The sequence below is a fragment of the Acinetobacter sp. YH16040_T genome, from assembly GCF_024605785.1.
GTDB classification, from domain to species: Bacteria; Pseudomonadota; Gammaproteobacteria; order Pseudomonadales; family Moraxellaceae; genus Acinetobacter; species Acinetobacter amyesii.
Window position 1 is genome coordinate 3,245,685 of the sequence record NZ_CP094541.1, and the last position, 20,683, is coordinate 3,266,367.

20 protein-coding genes are annotated in these 20,683 nt (G+C 39.9%); 7 read left to right on the plus strand and 13 right to left on the minus strand.

Annotation, left to right across the window (positions count from 1 at the left end; all coding sequences use genetic code 11):
* Positions 1-19 precede the first annotated feature (19 nt).
* The 6 genes from MST16_RS16010 to MST16_RS16035 all read right to left on the minus strand — a co-directional run bounded on the left by MST16_RS16010 (position 20) and on the right by MST16_RS16035 (position 3,794).
* The gene (locus tag MST16_RS16010; protein ID WP_078191476.1) at positions 20-556 is read right to left on the minus strand and encodes a F0F1 ATP synthase subunit delta; all 537 of its coding nucleotides are present in this window, start codon (positions 554-556) and stop codon (positions 20-22) included.
* 12 nt (positions 557-568) lie between these two features.
* Entirely contained in the window at positions 569-1,039 is a 471-nt protein-coding gene (locus tag MST16_RS16015; RefSeq protein WP_078191477.1) for a F0F1 ATP synthase subunit B, read from the minus strand.
* Between the two features lie 38 nt (positions 1,040-1,077).
* Complete coding sequence (atpE, locus tag MST16_RS16020; protein WP_000424060.1) at positions 1,078-1,323, minus strand: F0F1 ATP synthase subunit C; 246 nt, start codon at positions 1,321-1,323, stop codon at positions 1,078-1,080.
* Between the two features lie 84 nt (positions 1,324-1,407).
* Positions 1,408-2,283, minus strand: coding sequence for a F0F1 ATP synthase subunit A (gene atpB / locus MST16_RS16025; RefSeq protein WP_078191478.1), 876 nt, complete (start codon positions 2,281-2,283; stop codon positions 1,408-1,410).
* Between the two features lie 102 nt (positions 2,284-2,385).
* The gene (locus MST16_RS16030; protein WP_078194025.1) at positions 2,386-2,784 is read right to left on the minus strand and encodes an ATP synthase subunit I; all 399 of its coding nucleotides are present in this window, start codon (positions 2,782-2,784) and stop codon (positions 2,386-2,388) included.
* A 170-nt stretch (positions 2,785-2,954) separates the two neighbouring features.
* Entirely contained in the window at positions 2,955-3,794 is an 840-nt protein-coding gene (locus MST16_RS16035; protein ID WP_180010763.1) for a metal ABC transporter solute-binding protein, Zn/Mn family, read from the minus strand.
* 139 nt (positions 3,795-3,933) lie between these two features.
* Between MST16_RS16035 and MST16_RS16040 the strand changes: the two genes are divergently transcribed.
* From MST16_RS16040 to znuB, 3 genes are read left to right on the plus strand one after another with little or no spacing between them, the layout of a single operon-like run.
* Positions 3,934-4,431: a transcriptional repressor gene (locus MST16_RS16040; RefSeq protein WP_078191481.1), complete on the plus strand. Its 498-nt coding sequence runs from the start codon at positions 3,934-3,936 to the stop codon at positions 4,429-4,431.
* 2 nt (positions 4,432-4,433) lie between these two features.
* Positions 4,434-5,195 (plus strand): zinc ABC transporter ATP-binding protein ZnuC, encoded by a 762-nt coding sequence (znuC, locus tag MST16_RS16045; protein WP_373683079.1) that lies wholly within the window; start codon positions 4,434-4,436, stop codon positions 5,193-5,195.
* A 3-nt stretch (positions 5,196-5,198) separates the two neighbouring features.
* The gene (znuB, locus tag MST16_RS16050) at positions 5,199-5,999 is read left to right on the plus strand and encodes a zinc ABC transporter permease subunit ZnuB (RefSeq protein WP_180010765.1); all 801 of its coding nucleotides are present in this window, start codon (positions 5,199-5,201) and stop codon (positions 5,997-5,999) included.
* Between the two features lie 109 nt (positions 6,000-6,108).
* On the opposite strand, the gene MST16_RS16055 is transcribed toward znuB, so the two are convergent.
* Positions 6,109-6,729 carry a LysE family transporter gene (locus MST16_RS16055; RefSeq protein WP_180010767.1) on the minus strand — a complete coding sequence of 207 codons (621 nt, stop codon included), beginning with the start codon at positions 6,727-6,729 and terminating at the stop codon, positions 6,109-6,111.
* Positions 6,730-6,888: 159 nt separating this feature from the next.
* Here MST16_RS16055 and MST16_RS16060 point away from each other — a divergent pair, with 159 nt between their 5' ends.
* Positions 6,889-7,809, plus strand: a complete 921-nt coding sequence (locus MST16_RS16060; RefSeq protein WP_180010769.1) for a Dyp-type peroxidase — start codon at positions 6,889-6,891, stop codon at positions 7,807-7,809.
* A 42-nt stretch (positions 7,810-7,851) separates the two neighbouring features.
* On the opposite strand, the gene MST16_RS16065 is transcribed toward MST16_RS16060, so the two are convergent.
* The 4 genes from MST16_RS16065 to MST16_RS16080 are packed head-to-tail and all read right to left on the minus strand — an operon-like array spanning position 7,852 to position 14,702.
* A complete protein-coding gene (locus tag MST16_RS16065) occupies positions 7,852-8,502 on the minus strand; it encodes a hypothetical protein (protein ID WP_180005344.1) in 651 nt (216 codons plus the stop codon).
* The gene (locus tag MST16_RS16070) at positions 8,499-10,811 is read right to left on the minus strand and encodes a hypothetical protein (RefSeq protein WP_180010771.1); all 2,313 of its coding nucleotides are present in this window, start codon (positions 10,809-10,811) and stop codon (positions 8,499-8,501) included. Before MST16_RS16070 ends, MST16_RS16065 begins: the two co-directional genes overlap by 4 nt.
* Positions 10,795-11,376 (minus strand): hypothetical protein, encoded by a 582-nt coding sequence (locus MST16_RS16075; RefSeq protein WP_180003511.1) that lies wholly within the window; start codon positions 11,374-11,376, stop codon positions 10,795-10,797. The genes MST16_RS16070 and MST16_RS16075 overlap by 17 nt, the downstream gene beginning before the upstream one ends.
* Positions 11,377-11,387: 11 nt before the next feature.
* Positions 11,388-14,702 carry a type VI secretion system Vgr family protein gene (locus tag MST16_RS16080; protein ID WP_180010773.1) on the minus strand — a complete coding sequence of 1,105 codons (3,315 nt, stop codon included), beginning with the start codon at positions 14,700-14,702 and terminating at the stop codon, positions 11,388-11,390.
* Between the two features lie 230 nt (positions 14,703-14,932).
* Here MST16_RS16080 and MST16_RS16085 point away from each other — a divergent pair, with 230 nt between their 5' ends.
* The 3 genes from MST16_RS16085 to MST16_RS16095 all read left to right on the plus strand — a co-directional run bounded on the left by MST16_RS16085 (position 14,933) and on the right by MST16_RS16095 (position 19,220).
* The gene (locus MST16_RS16085) at positions 14,933-16,087 is read left to right on the plus strand and encodes a methionine aminotransferase (RefSeq protein ID WP_180010775.1); all 1,155 of its coding nucleotides are present in this window, start codon (positions 14,933-14,935) and stop codon (positions 16,085-16,087) included.
* A gap of 147 nt (positions 16,088-16,234) precedes the next feature.
* A complete protein-coding gene (locus MST16_RS16090; RefSeq protein WP_180010777.1) occupies positions 16,235-17,602 on the plus strand; it encodes an MATE family efflux transporter in 1,368 nt (455 codons plus the stop codon).
* A 253-nt stretch (positions 17,603-17,855) separates the two neighbouring features.
* The gene (locus tag MST16_RS16095; RefSeq protein WP_180010779.1) at positions 17,856-19,220 is read left to right on the plus strand and encodes an LLM class flavin-dependent oxidoreductase; all 1,365 of its coding nucleotides are present in this window, start codon (positions 17,856-17,858) and stop codon (positions 19,218-19,220) included.
* A 164-nt stretch (positions 19,221-19,384) separates the two neighbouring features.
* Here the strand turns inward: MST16_RS16095 and MST16_RS16100 are convergent, their stop codons facing one another.
* Positions 19,385-20,209 carry an ABC transporter ATP-binding protein gene (locus MST16_RS16100; RefSeq protein ID WP_078191493.1) on the minus strand — a complete coding sequence of 275 codons (825 nt, stop codon included), beginning with the start codon at positions 20,207-20,209 and terminating at the stop codon, positions 19,385-19,387.
* 45 nt (positions 20,210-20,254) lie between these two features.
* Entirely contained in the window at positions 20,255-20,470 is a 216-nt protein-coding gene (locus tag MST16_RS16105) for a molybdopterin-binding protein (protein ID WP_180010781.1), read from the minus strand.
* Between the last annotated feature and the right edge of the window lie 213 nt (positions 20,471-20,683).

A 20,683-nucleotide genomic window follows, 5' to 3' on the forward strand; every position in this document is an offset into this window, starting at 1 on the left:
AAGTTCAGTCTTCGAGCTGTTAAGCAAGAAGACGAGTCCGCATTTTTTCAAGCTTGTTAAGCGCAGAATCATCTATCACTTGGTCGCCTGCACGAATAACTACACCCGCGATTAACGCTGGGTTAACTTCTACAGAAACATTTACGGCAGCTTCGAATTTTTTCTCTAATGCATGCGCAAGTAATTGTTCTTGTACAGAAGTCAATGGGAATGCAGATTCAATCACTACATCCACAGTATTGTTATTCTGTGATTTGAGCTGTTCGTATTCTTCTGAAATTTCAGGAAGAAGTGCCAGACGGTCATTATCGGCAAGCAATGTCAAAAAGTTTGACACTGCTGCAGTCTGGTCTTCACCTAAAACTTTTGCGAAAACACTTACCTGCTCAGCAGGAGTAAGCTCAGGGCGATTTAGATAAGCTGAAAATGCTTCGTCTTGCACCGCAGCACTGAGCAAGTTCAATGCATTTGACCAAGCGTCAGTTGCATTTTGCTCAGAAGCGTAAGCAAATGCTGCTTTAGCGTATGGGCGTGCCAACGTCAAGAGTTCAGCCATAATCCGCCTCTCTTAAAGTTTAGCAGCCAGCTGAGTCAGCATGGCATTGTGAGCTTCTGCGTCAACTTGCTGGTTCAGAATTTTTTCTGCGCCAGTAACTGCAAGAGCAGCAACTTGTTGACGTAATTCTTCGCGAGCAGCATTGATTTCAGTATCAACAGCTTCTTTCGCTTGTTGACGAATACGCTCACCTTCAGCCGCAGCTTGAGTACGCGCTTCTTCTACCAATTGCGCACCACGACGGTTCGCTTGTTCGATCAATTGAGCCGCTTGTGCTTTAGCCGCGTCTAATTCAGCTTTCACTTGTGCTTGCGCATCCGCAAGGTCAGCTTTTGCTTTTTCAGCAGCGTTTAAGCCATCAGCGATTTTACGCTGACGCTCACTAATCGCATTGATTAGTGGTGGCCATACAAACTTCATGCAGAATGCGACAAAAATCGCAAATGCAATCGCTTGGCCAATCAATGTGAGGTTGATATTCATTGCTATTCCTCAATAGTTTAATTTAGGAATTAAGCTGATTAACCTACAAATGGATTAGCGAAGATGAAGAACAAGCCAATACCAACACCGATCATAGGCACAGCATCAAGAAGACCTGCGATTAAGAACATACGAGTTTGAAGTTGTGGAGCCAATTCTGGTTGACGAGCAACAGCTTCTAAGAAACGGCCGCCTAGAAGACCAAAACCAATCGCAGTACCTAAAGCACCAAAAGCGATCAAGATAGCAGATGCAATTGCAACTAGACCTAAAGTGAGTTCCATGATAATTCCTCAGAGGTTAGGTTTATACCAAATTAAGTTAAAAAATTGTGTGCCCAACCACCCTTTGACAGTTGAGCAATACCATTAATGCTTTTCGCTAGCCATACTCATATATACGATAGTCAACATCATGAAAATGAATGCTTGTAACGTAATAACAAGAATATGGAAGATCGCCCAAGGCACAGACAACGCCCACTGGATCCAGAACGGTAGTAATGCGATCAAGATGAAGATCAACTCACCCGCATACATGTTACCGAACAGTCGAAGAGCCAATGAGATTGGACGTGCAATAAAAGTTACTAATTCAAGAATAATGTTTACTGGAATAAGTAATGCTTTTAAAACTGGGTTACTTGGGTTAAATGGGTTAAGTGCAAATTCTGCACCGAATCCGACAAGACCTTTCTCACGGATACTATAGAAAATAGTTAACGCAAATACTGATAATGCCATACCCAAGGTAATGTTAGGATCAGTAGATGGAACGATTTTGAAGTAAACGTGGTGAGGATCCATACCAAACACGTTAGCACCGATCAATTGAGCTGTATAAGGAATCCAGTCAACAGGGATCAAGTCCATCAAGTTCATGAGGAAAATCCACACGAAGATGGTCAACGCTAACGGCGCAATTAAGCGCGATTTGCCATGGAAAGTGTCACGGACACTTGAGTCAACGAACTCGATAATCATTTCGATTGCAGACTGGAACTTGGTCGGAACACCAGAGTTTGCAGCTTTCGCTACAACCCAGAACAACAAACAGAAAACAATACCAAGGCCAATAGACCAACCCATTGAATCCAAGTGAATAGCAGTGAACCCCATCTCTTGAGCTTCTTTAGCAGTCTCAGCTAACTTCCAAGTACCATCTGGCATTTTGCCATAGGTCAAGTTAGTCAAGTGATGCTGAATGTACTCGGTCGAAGTAAGGGCATGTTCTTCAGCAGCCATAAATCACACCTGGTCAATGTCAAAACTAATAGAGAAAACGAATATCGCGTGCTGCCTGATATCTCGTTACTCTCCAAAAAACTTTTCAATTTTTTGTTGTGTTTATACTCGTTTTTTTAAGCGTGTTGCCCAAAAAGGAGCGACCCACGACATACTTTGTACGAGCATAAAACCACAAAACAATGCCACCGCTGACAACGGCTTGACATTGATCAAAATCAAAATGAATCCAACAATCACGATTGCAAACTTGCCCATTAAGCCACGATACATGTTTGACAGCACCTGTTTAGAGGCACGGGCACCAGCCGCACGAAACGACTGCCATGAAAAGTAGCTACTTGCTAGCCAACATACCAACGCACCCAAAGCTGCACTATATGCTGTGATTGTGTCTTTAAGGACCCAACCAATCAGGGCTGAAACAGGAATCATTACTGCTTGTAAGATGACTAAAGCTTTCGCTAATCGTCGATCAATCATGCGACTAGTTCGACTCATTTTTGTTCACTCACAGCAATTCTGCTTGACAAGTTTAACTGATGATTATTTTTAATCGCAGGCATTATAGAGTTACACCCCTTAACTTGCAATCTTTTCCCGACCTTAGTCGTGTTTTTTTAAATTGGCAAACTGCTTTCAAACTAATCAATAGTTGTTTATTTTTTACTTTACTTTCGTGCATTTAGTGTGCATTTCAGGGTTTCATCAGCCAACATCTTCCATGCTGTTACAAAATCCCCTGCCCCACTCATCGTTTCGTCCACCGGCTGAAAGACGATGCCACCGAGCTTTTGATACTGATTTTGGCTGGCATGTGCTTCTGCAAGTAAGCATATTTTTGGCTGCGCGCGATGGTCTTTCAGGTATTTGATTTGTGCCAATGTCGGTGCGACATGTGGATCATCGGTCAACGCACCGGTAAATTTCAAATTCAGTGAGCGCTCAAGATATTGATAGGCATCGTGGTAAGACCAGTAAGGCTGAGCACGGCTCGACACATCTGTTTTTTGGGCTGTGATCAAGAGTTTCTGCGCAAATGCACGCGCATTAGCCCAATATTTTTCACGATGTTCTGGAAACTGTTGTGAACGTAAAGCAGCAATAAAAAAGCCGATTCGAACCGCATTGTTTGGTTCAAGCCAGACATGTGTATCGATTGTGCCTTTTAATGCATTGCCACGAACATCCCGCAAAGGCAAAGCACTGATAATGCCTGAGTCTAAAATAGCGATACTTTTGCCACTTTCACCTAACATTTTTGCTAAAGGTGCTTCGTGTGCATGGCCTAACCATAAAACGAGATTGGCATCTTGCACGGTTTTACGGTGTGCAGGCGTCAAACTCACATCATGTCCAGATTGATGGTCAAGCAATAGTTTTGGCTGCTCTACACCCTTGAGTACATCCTTCGCGATTAGATAAATCGGTTGTGTAGAAACAACGAGGCCTTGCGCCCAGCTCATCACACTAAATAAAGCCAAACTACAAAAAAGAATTACACGGGACATGGGGAGAGAGCACCATAAAATGAATAGTGTTATAATATAACAAAATCGTAAAAAAACCTACGTCTGTTCGTAAGTCCTTACGCTTCATGTTAAGATTTAAAGTCTTTTTCTTTATACAGTTTCGTACTCGAGGTTGGCTATGAGCGCATGTTCACACGAACATCATAATGCTTTGCATGGTGTACACGATCATCATAATGTCGAACAGCGCCTTGCTGAAGCTGAGAGTCTCTGTAGTGCGACGGGTGCTCGACTTACGCCCTTGCGTAAAGAAGTATTAGAACTGATCTTAAATGCAACAGGACCAATGGGCGCTTATGACCTTTTGGCTAAAATCAAAAGTGAGTCTGACCGACCTGCAGCGCCACCGACAGTGTACCGTACGCTGGATTTTCTGCTTGAAAAAGGTTTGATTCACCGTCTAACGTCGATTAATGCGTACATCCCGTGTTGCCATCCGCGCGAAGGACATCAAGCAGCATTTCTGATTTGCACAGACTGTAAAATAGTCAAAGAAGCATCTGCTCAAGGCTTGATGGCGCAACTCGATGAATTGTCTGCATCCGATGGCTTTACTGCACATCACAGTATTATTGAAATTTCAGGGATCTGTCAGCAGTGCCGCAGCAAACACTAAATATGAAGCCCATTGTGGCTTTAGAGCATGTTCATGTCCGAATCGATGAACGTGACATTTTAAAAAATGTAGATTTCGCCTTACACGAAAAAGAAATTGTCACATTGATTGGTCCCAATGGTGCAGGCAAATCCACGCTCATCAAAGTGTTGTTGGGTATTGTAAAACCTGTATCTGGTAAAGTGATCAGCACACAAAAATTAAAATTTTCATATGTGCCACAAAAATTTAATCCATCACACAGCTTACCGCTACGTGTGTGTGATTTATTGGCCCTAGAAAAATGTGATGCCAGCATTAAGCAAGAAATTATTCGTGATACAGGCATTGCCAAGTTACAACAATCTAAAGTTCAGCAATTATCGGGCGGCGAACGTCAACGCGTTCTGATTGCACGAGCTTTATTGCGTCAACCGAATGTATTGGTTCTAGATGAACCCATGCAAGGTCTGGATATCCAGTCTGAAGCGGAACTGTATGACTACGTGCGTAGCTTGCCTGAAAAATATGGCTGTGCAGTTTTGATGGTTTCTCATGACTTACAGTGGGTCATGCAAGGCACGCACCGTGTGGTTTGCCTGAACAAACATATTTGTTGCAGTGGCTTGCCTGAAAATGTGCAGCAACATCCTGAATATCAAGCGATCTTTGGAACAAATCGTGTGTTCTATCAACACCATCACGATCACTGTGCGCATGGCGATAGTGCAACGCCTTGCCAGCATGACTCTCGTCCCCATATTCACCCTGAACCGGAAGCATAATCCATGATGGAATGGCTACAACTCCTTTTGCCAGCATGGATCATGGGCACTTTGCTGGTGTTCCTGACTGCACCCCTCGGCTGTTTGATGCTATGGCGTCGCATGTCTTTTTTTGCGGATACCATGGCACATGGCACTTTACTCGGTGTCGCCATTGCCGGTGCAATGAGTTTACCACTTTGGACAGGCGTTACATTGATTGCGCTCTTATTGGTTGCAATCTTATGGGTGTTACACGACCCTCGCTTACCCAATGACGCCTTGCTCGCACTATGTTCTGCAACACTCCTGTGCTCAGGCTTACTCTTCATTCAACATTTGCCAAGTTTAAGACCTGAATTACTCAGCTATTTATTTGGTGATTTGCTCACCATTTCTTGGTCAGATTTGCATATCTTTGCAGCAGTGATCATTGTAGCACTGACCGTGCTGTATAAAAGTTGGCAATCTCAGATTCAGATTGCCATTGACCCCGATATTGCGGTCAGTGAAGGTGTCAGTGCCAAATTGCAACGCCTGATTTTTATGTTATTACTGGCATTATTTACCGTATTAGCTTTACGTGCTGTCGGCTCATTGCTGATGGGTGCATTGTTAGTGATTCCTGCATTAACCGCTCGTTTATTGGCAAATTCCCCGAAACAAATGGTGCTGTGGTCTTTCATCATTGCCCAAGTCGGTGTGACCGTGGGGTTATGGTCAAGTGCTGGTTTAAACACCTCTACAGGACTGACTATTGTATTAACCATGGCGCTGCTCTTTGCCCTGATTTTTATTATGCAAAAATTTAAGAAAGTCGCTTGAGTAGCACAGTTCATTGTTCAATTCGCGACATATCAAAATGAAAAAGCCATGCAACTGCATGGCTTTTTTTTGCACGTCAAATACGATGCTCAGAATCATCTCACTGGATTTATTGATGCACCAAACTCAATAAACTCGCCGCACAAGCAAATAGAACTGCAAAGGTACGATTCAAATATTTTTGTTGTTTAGGTGATTTTAATAACCGCAGCACTTTTGCAGCGAGACCAGTATACCCCGCCATGACAATCAGATCGATGCTAATCATCGTTGCCGCCATAATGACATATTGAATCCATTGGGGTTTGGATAAATCTAAAAACTGCGGCAAAACCGCCAACAAAAATACAATCGCTTTAGGGTTGCTCATATTGACCAAAAAGCCATGTACAACTAATTTTAAACGTGATTTATTTGGTAAATTTTGTTGGATTTCAATTGACTGTGTTGGCGCTGTCCACTGTAAATAAGCCAAATACAATAAATAGCCCACACCAAACCATTTCACGATCAGAAATGCCCATGGTGTCGTCGCAAATAAGACTCCTGCCCCAGCTGCAACAATGGCAATCTGAACCAAAAGTGCCAATTGCAGGCCGATTGCATTCCAATACCCATGCTTAAACCCATAATTCAAACCACTCGACATAGACGCAATTGCACCTGCACCTGGGGAAACACTAATCACCCAACATGCCAACATATATGCAATCCAGATTTGATAGGACATCATTAGCTCAAGTTTGAAATGGGTCTGTATTATATGACATTTACTCTATTTTCATGACAATAATGCACGCTAAAAGGCCAAATGAAGGCTACACTCTCAGCGCTGCTTAAGGCACAATACACACAGCCACTCAGAAATTATAATTTTTAGGAGCCATGAATGTCTGCTCAATCTGTAATTTTGCCATTACCCTCAGATCATGCTCGTTTTATTGTTTTACGTTTAAAAGATTTAACGATTAGCGAATTAAAAGAACAACTTGAAGACTTACTTAATACTCGTGATCGTCTGATTACCCAACATCCAAATGCACAGATTAAAACGGCTGTGGCTTTTGGACCAGAACTTTGGGCACAACTTTACAGTCAATCCCCGGCAGGCTTTAAACAACTTGATCCAATTCAAGGTTCATTTAACATGCCTGTAGCCCCAGCAGATGTATTTATCCATATTGCAGCACAGCGTACAGATATTTGCTTTGCGCTGAGCCAAGCATTCTTTGATGGTATTCAAGATAAAGTTGACGTACTGGATGAACGTGTGTGCTTCCGCAATTTTGATGGCCGTGATTTAACCGGCTTTATTGACGGAACTGAAAATCCGCAATTTCCAGATGATCGTGCTGAAACAGCATTACTAGCTGAAGAAGCTGGCGTATTTGCCAATGGCTCTTTTATTTTTGCACAGCGTTATGCGCATAATTTGGATAAATGGAAAAAGCTGAAAGTCGATGCGCAAGAGCATGTAATTGGCCGTACTAAACTTGAGTCTATTGAGTTAGATGAAGATGAACAGCCTGAAAACTCACATGTATCACGTACAGTTGTAGAAGATGGTGAAGGTGAAGAAATGGCGATTTTGCGTCATTCACTCCCTTATGGTGATGGCCGTGGCGATCAAGGCTTGTTCTTTGTGGCATATACCAATGATTTAAGCATTATCGACAGCATGCTAGTACGTATGTTTGGCACCAGTGGTGACGGCATTCATGACCGCTTACTTCACTTTGTTACGCCAATGGACGGAGCGTATTACTTTGCACCGAGTGAAGAGTTATTAGAAGAAGTTTTAGAAGGTTAAATAAATAAAGCCGACGAGAGTCGGCTTTTTATTCTTAGAAAATCAAATTATTTTAAAATAAATTTTCTCTCCCTCAGAACACACTCTATAAAAAATTCCGGAAAAATTGTTTTTTGGATCTAAATCACTCATATAAGAATTACAATCCAATAAGTAAGTATTGTCTTTTTGTTTTTCCAAAATAATTTTTTGCGGTTGCTTAAATGAATATTCATCATAATATTCATTAAGGTAATAAATACTTTCTTTTGATTTAGATGATTCAACATCTTTAAAAGAATCACCTCCTCCTATTGGGTTCATCTTTCCATAGGATTGAAATATTTTATCGACATTAAAAATCAGATTTTCATTATTGTTTAACCGAGTTAACTTGGCCCATCCCATCTCAATATTTTCTATCATAAAAATTTTGTAAAAAATTTCGTAATTTTCACCATTTTTTTTGATAAAAAACTCATCGTTATTTGGTTTGTAAGCATTTAGAAAATAACTTTCATCTAGCACACTAGGCTTAAGAATTCTGCAATTCCGTTTGACATTGCATTGTTTAAACGCATAATAAAAATCAACTCTTTCATATATTTTCTCATTTTTATTACTAACTGCATTTAAATCAATATTTTGTTCGCGATCCGATGAATTACATCCTACTAACAAACTACAAGCTATTATTATATGATAAAAATTCATTGCATAATCTCAATATGCATAGCGCCCTCACCTTTTGCATCACCCGGAATAAATCCAGAAATTTTTCCTTCAGACTTAGCTTTAATACAGACATTTTTAAATTTTTGCCCTAAATTACTTAAGTTTGTATTCGAACCAAATCCATTACTATTTAATCCAATGTCTACTACATTCATCTTTTCATACTGAGTTTGAGATACACAATGCAGCGAAACTCTTAGTCCTTTACCTTGAAACTCAATAATTTTTTCAACCATTTTTTTTATGGTAGCATCTTTAGATAAGCCTTTTTTCTTACAATCATCACGTACTCTTTTTACTGCCTCACCAGGTGCACTGTAACTAATAGTTGTGTTGTACATTGCTCTTGCTTGTGATTCTGGAGTTCTTATAGTACTTGTGATCAGAATTTCTTTCATTCCCGCTTCCTTCGCAAGATACGCTAGTACATTTTTTGTTTTTTGACTAACAATATCTTTCCTCCACTGTTCAGCTACACCATTAAATCCAACATTAACTCCTTGTACTGCCAATGGTATTGAAGGTTTATCTATTTTTAAATCTATATCTTTCATTCCATTTCTGATTACATCATTAAAATGGACTATCTCCTTTTCAGATTCAAGTGTGATAACTTTTATATTCTGACCAACATTAGCTTTATGTATTTTTTTTCCTAATCCATGAGTACCACTTGAATGATTTCTTTTGTTACCTCTATATTCTATTAAATAATTACCACCACTAAATAGCTGATCAGTTTTTTTATCATATGTAAGAACACTGAACTCTGCTTCTTCATTATTGTCATTAACTGTAGTTTTTGGGTGTCCATCTTGACTTGTTGCTTGTGTTTGATCTCTTTTGGGAGTTTCATCTCGAGTTTGTTGCTCTTGGCTAGTATTTTTGGTTTTTGATGATTTTTTTTCAGCATTTATCAAATCTAAATCTTTACTTGCTTGTTCCAACACCTGAGAGTCAACATCTATGAATCTAATAGTTTTATTTTTATCGACTTTTATTGTTAATAAATTTTGACCATTTCTTAATTTATAATTTAAATCAAAACCTGGCATAGCATTTACAATTATCTTACCTTCATCATTAGTTTTTTTAGGGTATTCTTTACCTCTGTACCATTGTACTAAATTTAAATTTTTTATAGATTTTCCACTTTTTTTATGCCTAAAAATTATTTCAAATTTATGTAACTTAATTTGTATATCATATATTTTTTTATCATTTAATACAGTGAAAATTCCAACTTCTTGTTTGGAATCTCTTCCACTAACTAAAACTGCGATTTTTTCTCCACTTTCTGCCTGAATACCTTTTTCAACACCATCATTTTCAGTTGAGTGTTTTTTCTCTTTTCCCTTATATTTTAAAAAATAAGAAATTCTTGAAATCGGTTTTCCATCACTATCTAAAACTCTAAGATCAAATTTTACATCCAATTTATTAGAATTATTTTCTTGATTATTACTATTTTCAGTATTTCCTCTTCCGTCTTTATTATTTTGTGGTAGCTCCTGGTTATGTTTATCTGTTCGTGTTTTTATACCACCCATTCCATTATCTACTACAATTATGACATGATGGTTTTTTCCATCAGCAATCAACATTAATTCTTTATTATTTTCATCTTTCACAGATGAACCATCAACAGAAAATCTTGCTCCCCATCCACCCTTTACTAAAATAGATCTAATAAAGCCCTCTTCATCTATTAACAAATTACTCATTGTTGGAATATATTTTGTCTTCTTATAACTTACATTGACTCTTGATCCCATTAATTTTTTAGCAGATTGATCGATGAATTTAATAAAAAATCGTGAAGTTCCTTTATACCTTATCCAGCACATATCATCATTTTCAGTACCATTTATTTTCACTTCTTCTGTTAATTCGTTGACAAAATTTGGTGGATATTTATAATTTTTTGGGTCCTTATTATTCAAAAATTTTTGAGCTTTTGGGCTATAATATAATACCACTCCATTTGTGAAATCTTCTTCTTCCCTCATGTAAATAGGGTACACAGCATCTATAATATCTTGAGTATCCTTTGAAACCTTATTAGAATTCATTTCAGCTTTAACCTTTTTTACAGCAGCCGTTTGTTCAGTTAAAGCATCAAAATCATCATATAAATATTGTATAATGCTTGGATGACCTACCCACTCACCAAACCCTAATCGATTCATAATACAATGTGCAACTGCTTTTTTTGAAGTAATGCTACAAACACCTGCTTCTCCAGAGATTGTTGCAACAAATGCTATAAATTCATCTGAATACTTCATTATTTTCTCCGCATGGTTTTATTATTGTTTTTTTAATTAATAAACTTGAATAATCATCTGCCAACAATATTAAATTACCATTTTCTAAAAATTTACTTTTCTTTTTAAAATAATTATAATAATCAAATCTTTGATTTAACCCCAAGTATTCCTTATCATTTAAATCAGCAATAATTTTTTTCCTACCAGTGAAAATTATCCTTGCATATATTTTCTTCTTAACACTATCACTTTCTATCAAACAATGATTATTTTCATTAAAAGCAATAAATTCATTAGTAGAATCTTCACTAGTTTCTCCATAAAAAAAGTTTACTTGGCATGGAGATCCACACGAAACTCTAACCCTAAATATATCACTATTAATCTTTGTGATAATTGGAGACTTAACATCTTCTAGCAATAATTTATTGTCCCCATCAACTACTCTGTAAATATTGCAACTTGATTCATATTCGTCTGTGCATTTTGAAACTATTTCAAAATCAGGCCCTTTGGCGTATATTATATTGTTGATAGAAAAGAAATTTATCAAAAACAATCCAATTAAAATATATTTATTCAAGATAATACCTTCTATATTTCTAAATTAATTTCATCACAAAGATGCATTTCGTCATCACATCCGCAACCTTGAATTTCTTCATCTAAAGACTCTGCATCCATTGCTGCATTTTTTTGATATAGAGTTATATAAGCACCTGGTACTAATGCCAGTTCTACATTTTCAATAGCATCACTATAAATACGTGCACTACTTTGTTGCTCAAACTGGTACTCAGCTTCAATTTTTTTAGAATGGTTAATAAGTTTATATTTCATATTTTTTAATATATTAGTATCAAATATTTGACTTAAGTCAAATCTCATACTATACAGCCCACTTTCAGGCAGCTTAGGCAATTGTGCATTTACAGTCGCTCCCCCCACAAAACTATGCTGCCCCGCCTTACTCTCAAACTTGCCGCCTGTTGTTGTAAATATTCCACTGCCATTAATTTTCAGTTGCGAGCCCCCTGCGGTCAGTACGATTTCTTTAGGACTGGTAATTTCAATTTTATCTTCCGTTGAAATGAGCTTAATCACCTTTCGTGCAATTGCTTCAATAGCATCATCTTGGGCTTGTAATTCAACTTTCCCTTTTGCGGCATAAGCACTCAGGCCCTTTTGAGCCGCAAACAAACTGATTTTGTCTTGTGCATGACCAACAATATTCTTTTGAGCACTGAAATTAATCGAACCTTGTGCACTTTCTGCAATATCCTGTGAGGCTTGTAATACAATATCTTCCGGTGTAGTGAGTGCAATACCATTAGGTGATGCAAGCAACATCAACGCTTGGCGGAATAATTTGCCTTGTTCTTGTTTTGCCGCTGTATTGGATTTTTCTAAACCTTGCGCATAGCCTTCCATAAAGCCTTGTACTTTTTCTAATGCTTTTATGGGTGTCATCGCTGGTGGCAAACCAAAACCACCATTATTCAACAAATCATCGGGGTTAAATTTGATGTCCTCTATCAATTTACCCACATCTTTTAATGCTTTTAATGGATCTTCTTTTAGGTTGCTTTTCAGACTTGCGACTCTCCCCTGAATCATATCTTTACCATTTTCTTCAATATGATCTATGACAGACTTTAAGTTATCAAAGGCATCTTCGGCATCATTAAAAAATGCTTTAAATTCTTTTACAGTACTTTTGACATCATGTGCGATTGAGCCCATTTCTTTGACAAAACTTTTGCAGTTCTTTAACGCTACCAATGGGTCTCGACTTAGCTCCTCCTTGAACAAATTTAAAGTCGCTTTGACACCTTCAGTAGTACTTTTGATTTCTAAAGAGTTTATTAACTTCGGCAAACGGTTAATCACATTCAATGCATCGGTCTGTTGCTTTACGGCTAAACCGCTCAGCATATTCATGCTCTGATGCCCTTGATTTAAAAGAGACTGAGCTTCAGCAGCAGCAAGATGATCGGCAACTGCTTTATCCTGTGCATAGGTACTAATGAGTAAACCTTTACCTGCACGCATTGCCCCCCAAGCATCCGTTCGCAGCTCAAAACCCTCACCACGGCCATGGCTACTGTCTTGTTCTTTAGGATGGCTAAGATTACCTAAATTCAGCTGTGTCGCTGCATGACTACTCTGTAATTGGGTACTGATCTGACCCGTCGTATCATCAAAGCGTAGTTGGTTAAAGCCTGCTCCCGCAACTTCTTGCGAGCGGATACCACTGAGTTTTTTGGTTTTAGGAAGTTGACCTTTGAGGTCAAACATGGTCTGAGAGCGTTCAGCTTCATGTATTCGTCCTACAACAAAGGGACGATCCACATCTCCCTCAAAAAAGTCGATGACCACAATCTCACCAATACGAGGATGGAAACGTGCGCCATAACCTTCTCCCGCCCATGGGGTCAGTACATCAACCCATGCCGAGTCACTGTCATTATCATTACTCCCTGCTCCACCATCATGACTGTGGTCATCGCTGCGGGTGAACGTAAACCGAACTTTGATACGCCCCCAAGCATCGACATAAATACTTTCACCTTCTGGACCGACCACTTTGGCACGCTGTGGAAACGCAGGTGGCCGATGTAATAAAGGATCATATTCAGGAACCACGGAAATTTGCCGACGGACCACATATAGGTCATTGGCCTGCCGTTCATCCCCTAAAGATAGCCAACGGCTCGCGGCAAGTAACTTCTCTAATTGAACCAAAATATCTTTGGGTAAATTATTCTGGTTATAAAATGCTTTGCCCAATATGAGAAATTCACGATCTGTCGTTTGATGTTGATCAATTTCAGGATGATTTTCTAATTCAAACCAATATCCAACTTGTGCATCCCTTACGCTACTGCTGGCGGTAAAATATTTGGCTTGTAATTCCTGATATTGATTGAGTTGCCGATTCAACTGATCCAATTGCTGTGTATTTGAAGTGGTCGCCTGATCTGCACCTTTAAGGTCAGTTGTCCAAGCCGAACTTACGGTCCAAGCCTGCTCTAAACTTAAGGTTTCATTGTGCTGTTGCTCACTCTGTGCATGGGCGCTTAAGAGCGGATTACTTTGGTCTTGTGCCAAATGTTGAGCTTGCCAACGCTGCGTTTGAATCGTGGTCGATTGTAAAAAGCGTTCTGCCACAAAACTGGTGATTGTGTCCAAACGTTCCGTGGCATGACTACGATGAAAGCGAATCTTTTTCCGTTCCAAAGCACTATAAGCCTGATTCGTATCAATTAAACGCAGCTGCTGTGCTTGCATCGGTGCAGCCGAAAATGCGACAAATAACTCCGCTTCATCAATTAACCAATTGATCCCTTCACTGCGCCAAAGGCGGGTCAAAAATGCATAATCACTTTCATTCGCCTGCATGGTGAATGGACGCACATCATAGGTACGTGCCAGTCCCTCTAAGTTCAAGCTTAAACTGGCAGCAAACAGCGCACTTTTTTTCTGCCATTCACTAAAAATAATCTCGGTCATCTCCCCTACCGATTTATTCATAAAGACACGGCTGTTACGACGCTTATGCCAGAGTGCTGTGGCATCCTCAATCACCAGTTTATAAACGGTCAGTGCACCATCACTTTGACCTTGGCTAGCCCCAGTAATCACACCAGTCAGGCGACTGAGTTGTCCCAAATCTGTCACTTGATCGACAGCCACTCGGCCGCCTATAAACTGCTTTAAAGCAAGATGAGCATTGGTCGAGAGACAAATAATTTCCGCACGAAAGCCTTGATTGATACGGTGTTGACCTTCAATCCGTTGAATAAAAACTTCAGAATTTAGGTGTTCATTTGAGAAATGAATGTGTAGCGCACGTTTCTGTACGCTAAAGCCAAAGTTTTCCACCATGGCGTGAATATTTTTAAGCATTGTTATTATGTATTTAATTTTTTAATGACGGCATTTTAGGAAATGATTGTTTTTTCGTCTACCCCATTTTGCAAATAATTTGTTGAATTCTTCTTTTTGGCTTTTGCAACACTTTAGTATTCAAGTGAATAGGATCATCAATGCAGGATCAATTTTACGGATCTAACTTTTCGCAGTCGCTGAGATGCTGCTACACTCAAAATGCAACCTATTAAAAATTTTTAAGCTCCATGATCACAATTGAATCCAAACTGCCTGCACAAGGTGTGACTATTTTTAGCGTCATGAGCGCAATGGCGCAGCGTCTAAATGCACTGAATTTATCTCAAGGTTTTCCTGATTTTCCTGCACCTCCAGCGCTGTTAAATGCGCTAAGTGATGCGACGCAACAAGGTTTTAACCAATATTCACCCGGCGATGGACTGATACATTTGCGTGAACAATTGGTCCAACTGTTTGCCCATCGAGACCAATTAAATATTGACCCTCACACCGAAGTGACCATTACCCCGGGTGCAACCATTGGTATTTTTAGTGCCATTCAAGCCGTGGTTCATACGGATGATGAAGTGATTATTTTTGATCCGAGCTATGACAGTTATGCGCCCAGTGTAAAATTGGTTGGGGCTCAACCCATTCATATTACCTTAGAGACGCCACATTTTACTGTGGATTGGAATCGTGTTGCCGCTGCAATTAACCATAAAACCCGGATGATTATTGTCAATACACCGCACAATCCAACAGGTGCTATTTGGGATCGTGAGGACTGGCTCAACTTGATCGAACTGATTCGAGATAAAAATATTATTGTGCTGTCGGATGAGGTTTATGAGCATTTAATTTTTGATGGTCGTCAGCATCTATCTGCTTTGTCATTTCCTGAGCTGCGTGAACGCAGTTTTGTCGTGGGCTCATTTGGTAAAACCTTTCACGTCACAGGTTGGAAAACCGGTTATTGCATTGCAGCGCCAGCCTTGATGCAAGTGTTTCGCCAAATCTATCAATTTGCAAATTTCTGCGGTGTCACGCCCGTACAAATGGCATTGGCTAACTTTATGGCAGAACATCCTGAGCACATTGCTGAATTGGCCGATTTTTACCAAGCCAAGCGTGACCGTTTCAATGCGGGCTTAAGCCACTCGAGATTTGAGTTGATTCCATCGGCAGGTACCTATTTCCAAAACCTTGATTACAGTGCCATACGCCCAAATTTAAGCGATGTGGAAATGTGTCAGTTGTTGGCAGAACAACATAAAATCGTGGCGATTCCTGTCTCGGTATTCTATGAAAAACCGCCGGAAAATTTACGATTATTACGTTTCTGTTTTGCCAAACAAGATGCCACCTTAGATCGAGCTGCAGAGATTCTCTCCGCGGTTTAAAGCCGTATCTGCCCAAACGTTTTTTTAAAACAGACATGTAGAAATAATGAAGCCTTGGTTACTCAAAAACTAAGGCTTTTTTGAATGCCAACATGATAGTGTTATCAGTAACTTAAAATCATAAAAAGCCGCGTCTAGGACCTGAGCATGTCAAAACAACAGTCCCTCGTTACTCAGCAAAATTTATGGAAAACGTTTTTAGTTTTTCTGGTGCCTTTGATCGCCACCAATATTTTGCAGAATTTATCTGGGACCATTAACACCGTTTTTGTCGGTCAGATGCTTGGGGTGCATGCCATTGCAGCCGTTGCGGTATTTTTCCCGATCTTGTTCTGTTTAATGGCTTTTGTGATTGGACTCTCGGCAGGTGCAACCGTGTTGGTGGGGCAAGCTTGGGGCGCGCAGAATCTTGAAAAAGTTCGTACTGTGGTGGGTTCCACCCTTTTTATGACCTTGATTGGTGGCAGCATCATTGCCTTTTTAGGGGTGATATTTGCCAAGCCCATTTTATTGGCCTTAGGCACAGCCCCTGACGTGATGCATTTATCTTTGCCTTATGTGCAATGGATGCTTGCCGGTAGTCCACTGCTCTTTATTTATATTATTTACACCTCGATTTTGCGTGGGGTCGGTGACAGTACAACACCGCTCATAGCGTCAGGAATGACCATTGGTTCAGGACTGATCATTACACCGGTGCTAATCGCAGGAAAATTTGGATTTCCAACATTAGGTATTATTGCCCCTGCCATTGCCAGTCATATCGGCTTTTTAATTGCCTTGGTATTTTTATATTTCTACTTAAAAAAGAAAGATCATCCGCTCAAACTTGACTTCGAATTGCTTCGTCATATTCGCCATCAACATGATCTCAGCAAAATTATCTTAAAACTAGGCATTCCTACGGGTATACAGATGGTCACGACCTCTGTGGCTGGTCTCGTGATTGTCGGTTTAGTTAACCGCCATGGTGCTGATGCCACTGCTGCATATGGCGCGGTCAATCAGGTTTTGAACTATATCCAATTCCCGGCCTTGTCCATCGCGATTGCAGCTTCTATTTTTGCCGCGCAAGCCATCGGTTCGGGTCAATCTGAACTAATTAATCGCGTGAAACGTACGGCCATCGGGATGAATTTCATTATTACTGGCATCTTGGTGGCATTGGGCTATTTGTTCTCTAAATATTTAATGGCGCTATTTATTACAGACCCTCAAGTTGTGGTTCTCGGTCAAGAATTGCTGTTCATTGTGCTTTGGTCGATTTTATTTTTTGGTGCCAGTGCTATTTTTGCTTCCATTATGCGGGCTAGCGGAACGGTGACCGTGCCGATGATTATTAATATTATGGCGATTATTTGCATTGAAATGCCGTGTGCCTACCTATTCAGTGAATGGTGGGGCTTAAAAGGCATTTGGTATGCCTATGCTTTGGCTTTTGTCAGCTTATGTATTTTACAAGGGCTGTATTACCAACTGGTATGGAGACAAAAAGCCATCAAAGTATTGCTATAAAGTTTGCTAATAGCGTTCAATGCCAATACACGCTTTAAGTTTACATATGGAAAATCTTGTACAGATCCATGCATAAAGTTTGCCGTTAAACTGCTGTTTATTTTTCAACATTTGGTTTTATATCCTGTTGATTTATCTACACCTAGAACCAATTAAAATTAAAAATTGCATATTTTCAAACAATTACGGTTTGGCATAGATTTTGTTCTTATCCCTTTTATCTTTTAAGAATAATTGGGATGAGAAATTTTTTATGTCTAAACGTCAAATAAAGCTTGGGGCTTTTATTCCAACCACCTCACAGCATGTCGCGGGTTGGCGCCACCCAGAATCTCGCCCACAAGATCATCTCAATATTGATTATGCAATTGAACTGGCAAAAACCGCAGAACGTGGTCTATTCGATGCCTACTTTCTTGCCGATGGTCTATCTGTCCGTTGGAGTTCTGCTGTCGAAGGTGAGAAAGGTTTGGGCGATAAAGGCGTCGGCTTTGAACCCGTCACATTGTTTGCAGCCCTGTCTGCTGTGACGCAAAATATTGGCTTTATTGCCACAGCGTCCACGACTTATGAAGACCCCTACATTTTGGCGCGAAAATTCGCTTCTTTAGATCATATTTCTAAAGGTCGTGCTGCGTGGAATGTAGTAACGACAGCCTCTGCCGATGCCGCAAAAAACTTTAACATTCAGCAGCACCCTGAACCCAAAGAGCGTTACGAACGTGCCGATGAATTTATTGAGGTGACTCAAAAACTTTGGGACTCATGGGAGGATGATACCTTCCATTACAACAAAGAAACTGGGCAATTTTTTGATGCCCGAAAACAACATCAGCCCAATCATCAGGGCCAATACTATCAGGTACTGGGTGCTCTCAACGTCTCTCGCCCACCGCAAGGCTATCCGGTGATTGTTCAAGCTGGGCAATCTGAAGATGGTCGTGAACTAGCCGGTAAATATGCCGAAGTGATTTTTACAGCACAGCAGAACTTAGCAGATGCGCAAGCCTTTTATCGTGATGTCAAAAACCGCTTAGTGAAATATGGCCGCCATGCAGATGACCTGAAAATTATGCCGGGGGTTTCGATTTTTGTTGCCAAGACAGCACAAGAAGCCCAAGAAAAATATGACTTTTTAAATAGTTTAATTCACCCAGAAGTGGGTTTAAGTTTATTGTCTGCTTTGGCAGGTGGCATTAATCTGGCCAAATTTGATCTAGATGCCCCTTTCCCGAAAATAGAAGATGCAGACATTAATTTCTCCAGTCGTCAGCAGATGATGATTGATATTGCCCGGAAGCACAATTTTAGTATTCGTCAGCTCTATCAATATATCGCTTCAGCCCGTGGACATTGGACCTTGATCGGCACGCCTGAACAAGTCGTAGACCAACTGCAGGAATGGTTTGAGAATGACGCTGCCGATGGTTTTAATGTCCTACCGCCAACAACACCTGCGGGGTTAAATGACTTTGTCGATCTCATCGTTCCTGAACTGCAACGTCGTGGTCTATTCCGAACGGCTTATGAAGGCAAGACCTTACGAGAAAACTTAGGTTTAAAACGACCTGAAAACCAATATGTTTTAGAAAAAAGACATACCTCCCAAGCCTCATAAACCAACGTTTGATAAAACTGAAAAACAAATGCCTCAACAGGGGCATTTTTATGGACTGATATTGATCCAACTTAAGCGATGATCATACTGACCTATATTTGATAAGCCTAAAAAAAGCCCTGAATTCAGGGCTTTGAAAAGTTTAGGTGATGGTCAATTCAGACTTACCATGCAAATTTATAATCGGCAAATCGGTGAGATAAAGGTTCAAGCAACTGATCTTTTACTGGATCACTAAAGTCAGTCAAAATGTCATTTTTAATATTGGTCAGACGGACATCTTCGCGTTTACGCGGATGGGCTAAATGAATATCTACAATACGTTTAATTCGTCCCGGATGCGGCTGCATGACCACCACTCGATCGCCCAAAAATACCGCTTCTTCGACATCATGGGTGACAATAATCATGGTGATTTTTTCACTTTGCCAGATTCGCTGTAATTCATCCTGTAAATTTTGCCGCGTCAATGCATCGAGTGCGCCAAAGGGTTCATCGAGTAATAAAATCTGTGGTCGATTCACCAAACTACGGGCAATCGCCACACGTTGATTCATCCCACCAGACAACTGCGAAGGATAAGCATCTTTAAATTGGGTTAATTTGACCAACTCTAAATGTTCATCAATCAATACATCTTCTTCTGCACGGCTAAACTGACTTTTATGCAATGCAATCCGTACATTTTCTCTTACCGTCAACCATGGAAACAGGCGATGATCTTGAAACACGATACCACGTTCCAAACTCGTGCCCTGTATAGGCTGACCATCAACCAAAATCTGGCCCTGAAACTGACGCTCTAGACCAACCAACAACCGTAATAATGTGGATTTTCCGCAGCCACTACTTCCCACAATACTAATGAACTCACCCGGCTGAATATTCAGGTTAATGTCCTCAAGTACGGTTAGGTCTTCTTGCTTTTGTGTGGGATAATGTTTCGTTAGCTGCTGAATAGAAACCGAACCAGCTTGTTCTACGCTCATATCATTATTCTCTATTTGTGCTGACAAACTTTGCTGGACTAAACCTTAGAATTTAGCCAGTGATACTTCCGTCGATTTAATTAACACCACCACCTCTGAACCTACTTTTAAGTCTAAATCCTTCACCGAACGCGTCGTGATCACGGACGTAAAAAAGCCTGCTTTGGTTTCCACATCAACTTCTGAAACCACTGGACCTTCTACGATTTCATTAATCACGCCTTTGAATTGGTTTCGCACATTTACTGAAGTAATCGCCATTTTAATTATGCCTTTTGTTATTAAGAGAGCTTTACTATAAAACAGTTCAATCACTTGCTATATCTTGATTTATCCTTTAGTTATCCCGATTTTATTTATCTTAAAATCAGATAAATAATCCATACATGAATTTATCGATGAAACTGATATTTAAATATCGAATTATTATTTATCTTTTATTTTTAAATCTTTCATCATGATCTGCATTTTCAA

Bases quoted from the DNA above. Each gene is read 5' to 3' on its own strand.
- MST16_RS16010 (WP_078191476.1), bottom strand. From the start codon at position 556: ATGGCTGAACTCTTGACGTTGGCACGCCCATACGCTAAAGCAGCATTT.
- MST16_RS16015 (WP_078191477.1), bottom strand. From the start codon at position 1,039: ATGAATATCAACCTCACATTGATTGGCCAAGCGATTGCATTTGCGATT.
- atpE (WP_000424060.1), bottom strand. From the start codon at position 1,323: ATGGAACTCACTTTAGGTCTAGTTGCAATTGCATCTGCTATCTTGATC.
- atpB (WP_078191478.1), bottom strand. From the start codon at position 2,283: ATGGCTGCTGAAGAACATGCCCTTACTTCGACCGAGTACATTCAGCAT.
- MST16_RS16030 (WP_078194025.1), bottom strand. From the start codon at position 2,784: ATGAGTCGAACTAGTCGCATGATTGATCGACGATTAGCGAAAGCTTTA.
- MST16_RS16035 (WP_180010763.1), bottom strand. From the start codon at position 3,794: ATGTCCCGTGTAATTCTTTTTTGTAGTTTGGCTTTATTTAGTGTGATG.
- MST16_RS16040 (WP_078191481.1), top strand. From the start codon at position 3,934: ATGAGCGCATGTTCACACGAACATCATAATGCTTTGCATGGTGTACAC.
- znuC (WP_373683079.1), top strand. From the start codon at position 4,434: ATGAAGCCCATTGTGGCTTTAGAGCATGTTCATGTCCGAATCGATGAA.
- znuB (WP_180010765.1), top strand. From the start codon at position 5,199: ATGATGGAATGGCTACAACTCCTTTTGCCAGCATGGATCATGGGCACT.
- MST16_RS16055 (WP_180010767.1), bottom strand. From the start codon at position 6,729: ATGTCCTATCAAATCTGGATTGCATATATGTTGGCATGTTGGGTGATT.
- MST16_RS16060 (WP_180010769.1), top strand. From the start codon at position 6,889: ATGTCTGCTCAATCTGTAATTTTGCCATTACCCTCAGATCATGCTCGT.
- MST16_RS16065 (WP_180005344.1), bottom strand. From the start codon at position 8,502: ATGAATTTTTATCATATAATAATAGCTTGTAGTTTGTTAGTAGGATGT.
- MST16_RS16070 (WP_180010771.1), bottom strand. From the start codon at position 10,811: ATGAAGTATTCAGATGAATTTATAGCATTTGTTGCAACAATCTCTGGA.
- MST16_RS16080 (WP_180010773.1), bottom strand. From the start codon at position 14,702: ATGCTTAAAAATATTCACGCCATGGTGGAAAACTTTGGCTTTAGCGTA.
- MST16_RS16085 (WP_180010775.1), top strand. From the start codon at position 14,933: ATGATCACAATTGAATCCAAACTGCCTGCACAAGGTGTGACTATTTTT.
- MST16_RS16090 (WP_180010777.1), top strand. From the start codon at position 16,235: ATGTCAAAACAACAGTCCCTCGTTACTCAGCAAAATTTATGGAAAACG.
- MST16_RS16095 (WP_180010779.1), top strand. From the start codon at position 17,856: ATGTCTAAACGTCAAATAAAGCTTGGGGCTTTTATTCCAACCACCTCA.
- MST16_RS16100 (WP_078191493.1), bottom strand. From the start codon at position 20,209: ATGAGCGTAGAACAAGCTGGTTCGGTTTCTATTCAGCAGCTAACGAAA.
- MST16_RS16105 (WP_180010781.1), bottom strand. From the start codon at position 20,470: ATGGCGATTACTTCAGTAAATGTGCGAAACCAATTCAAAGGCGTGATT.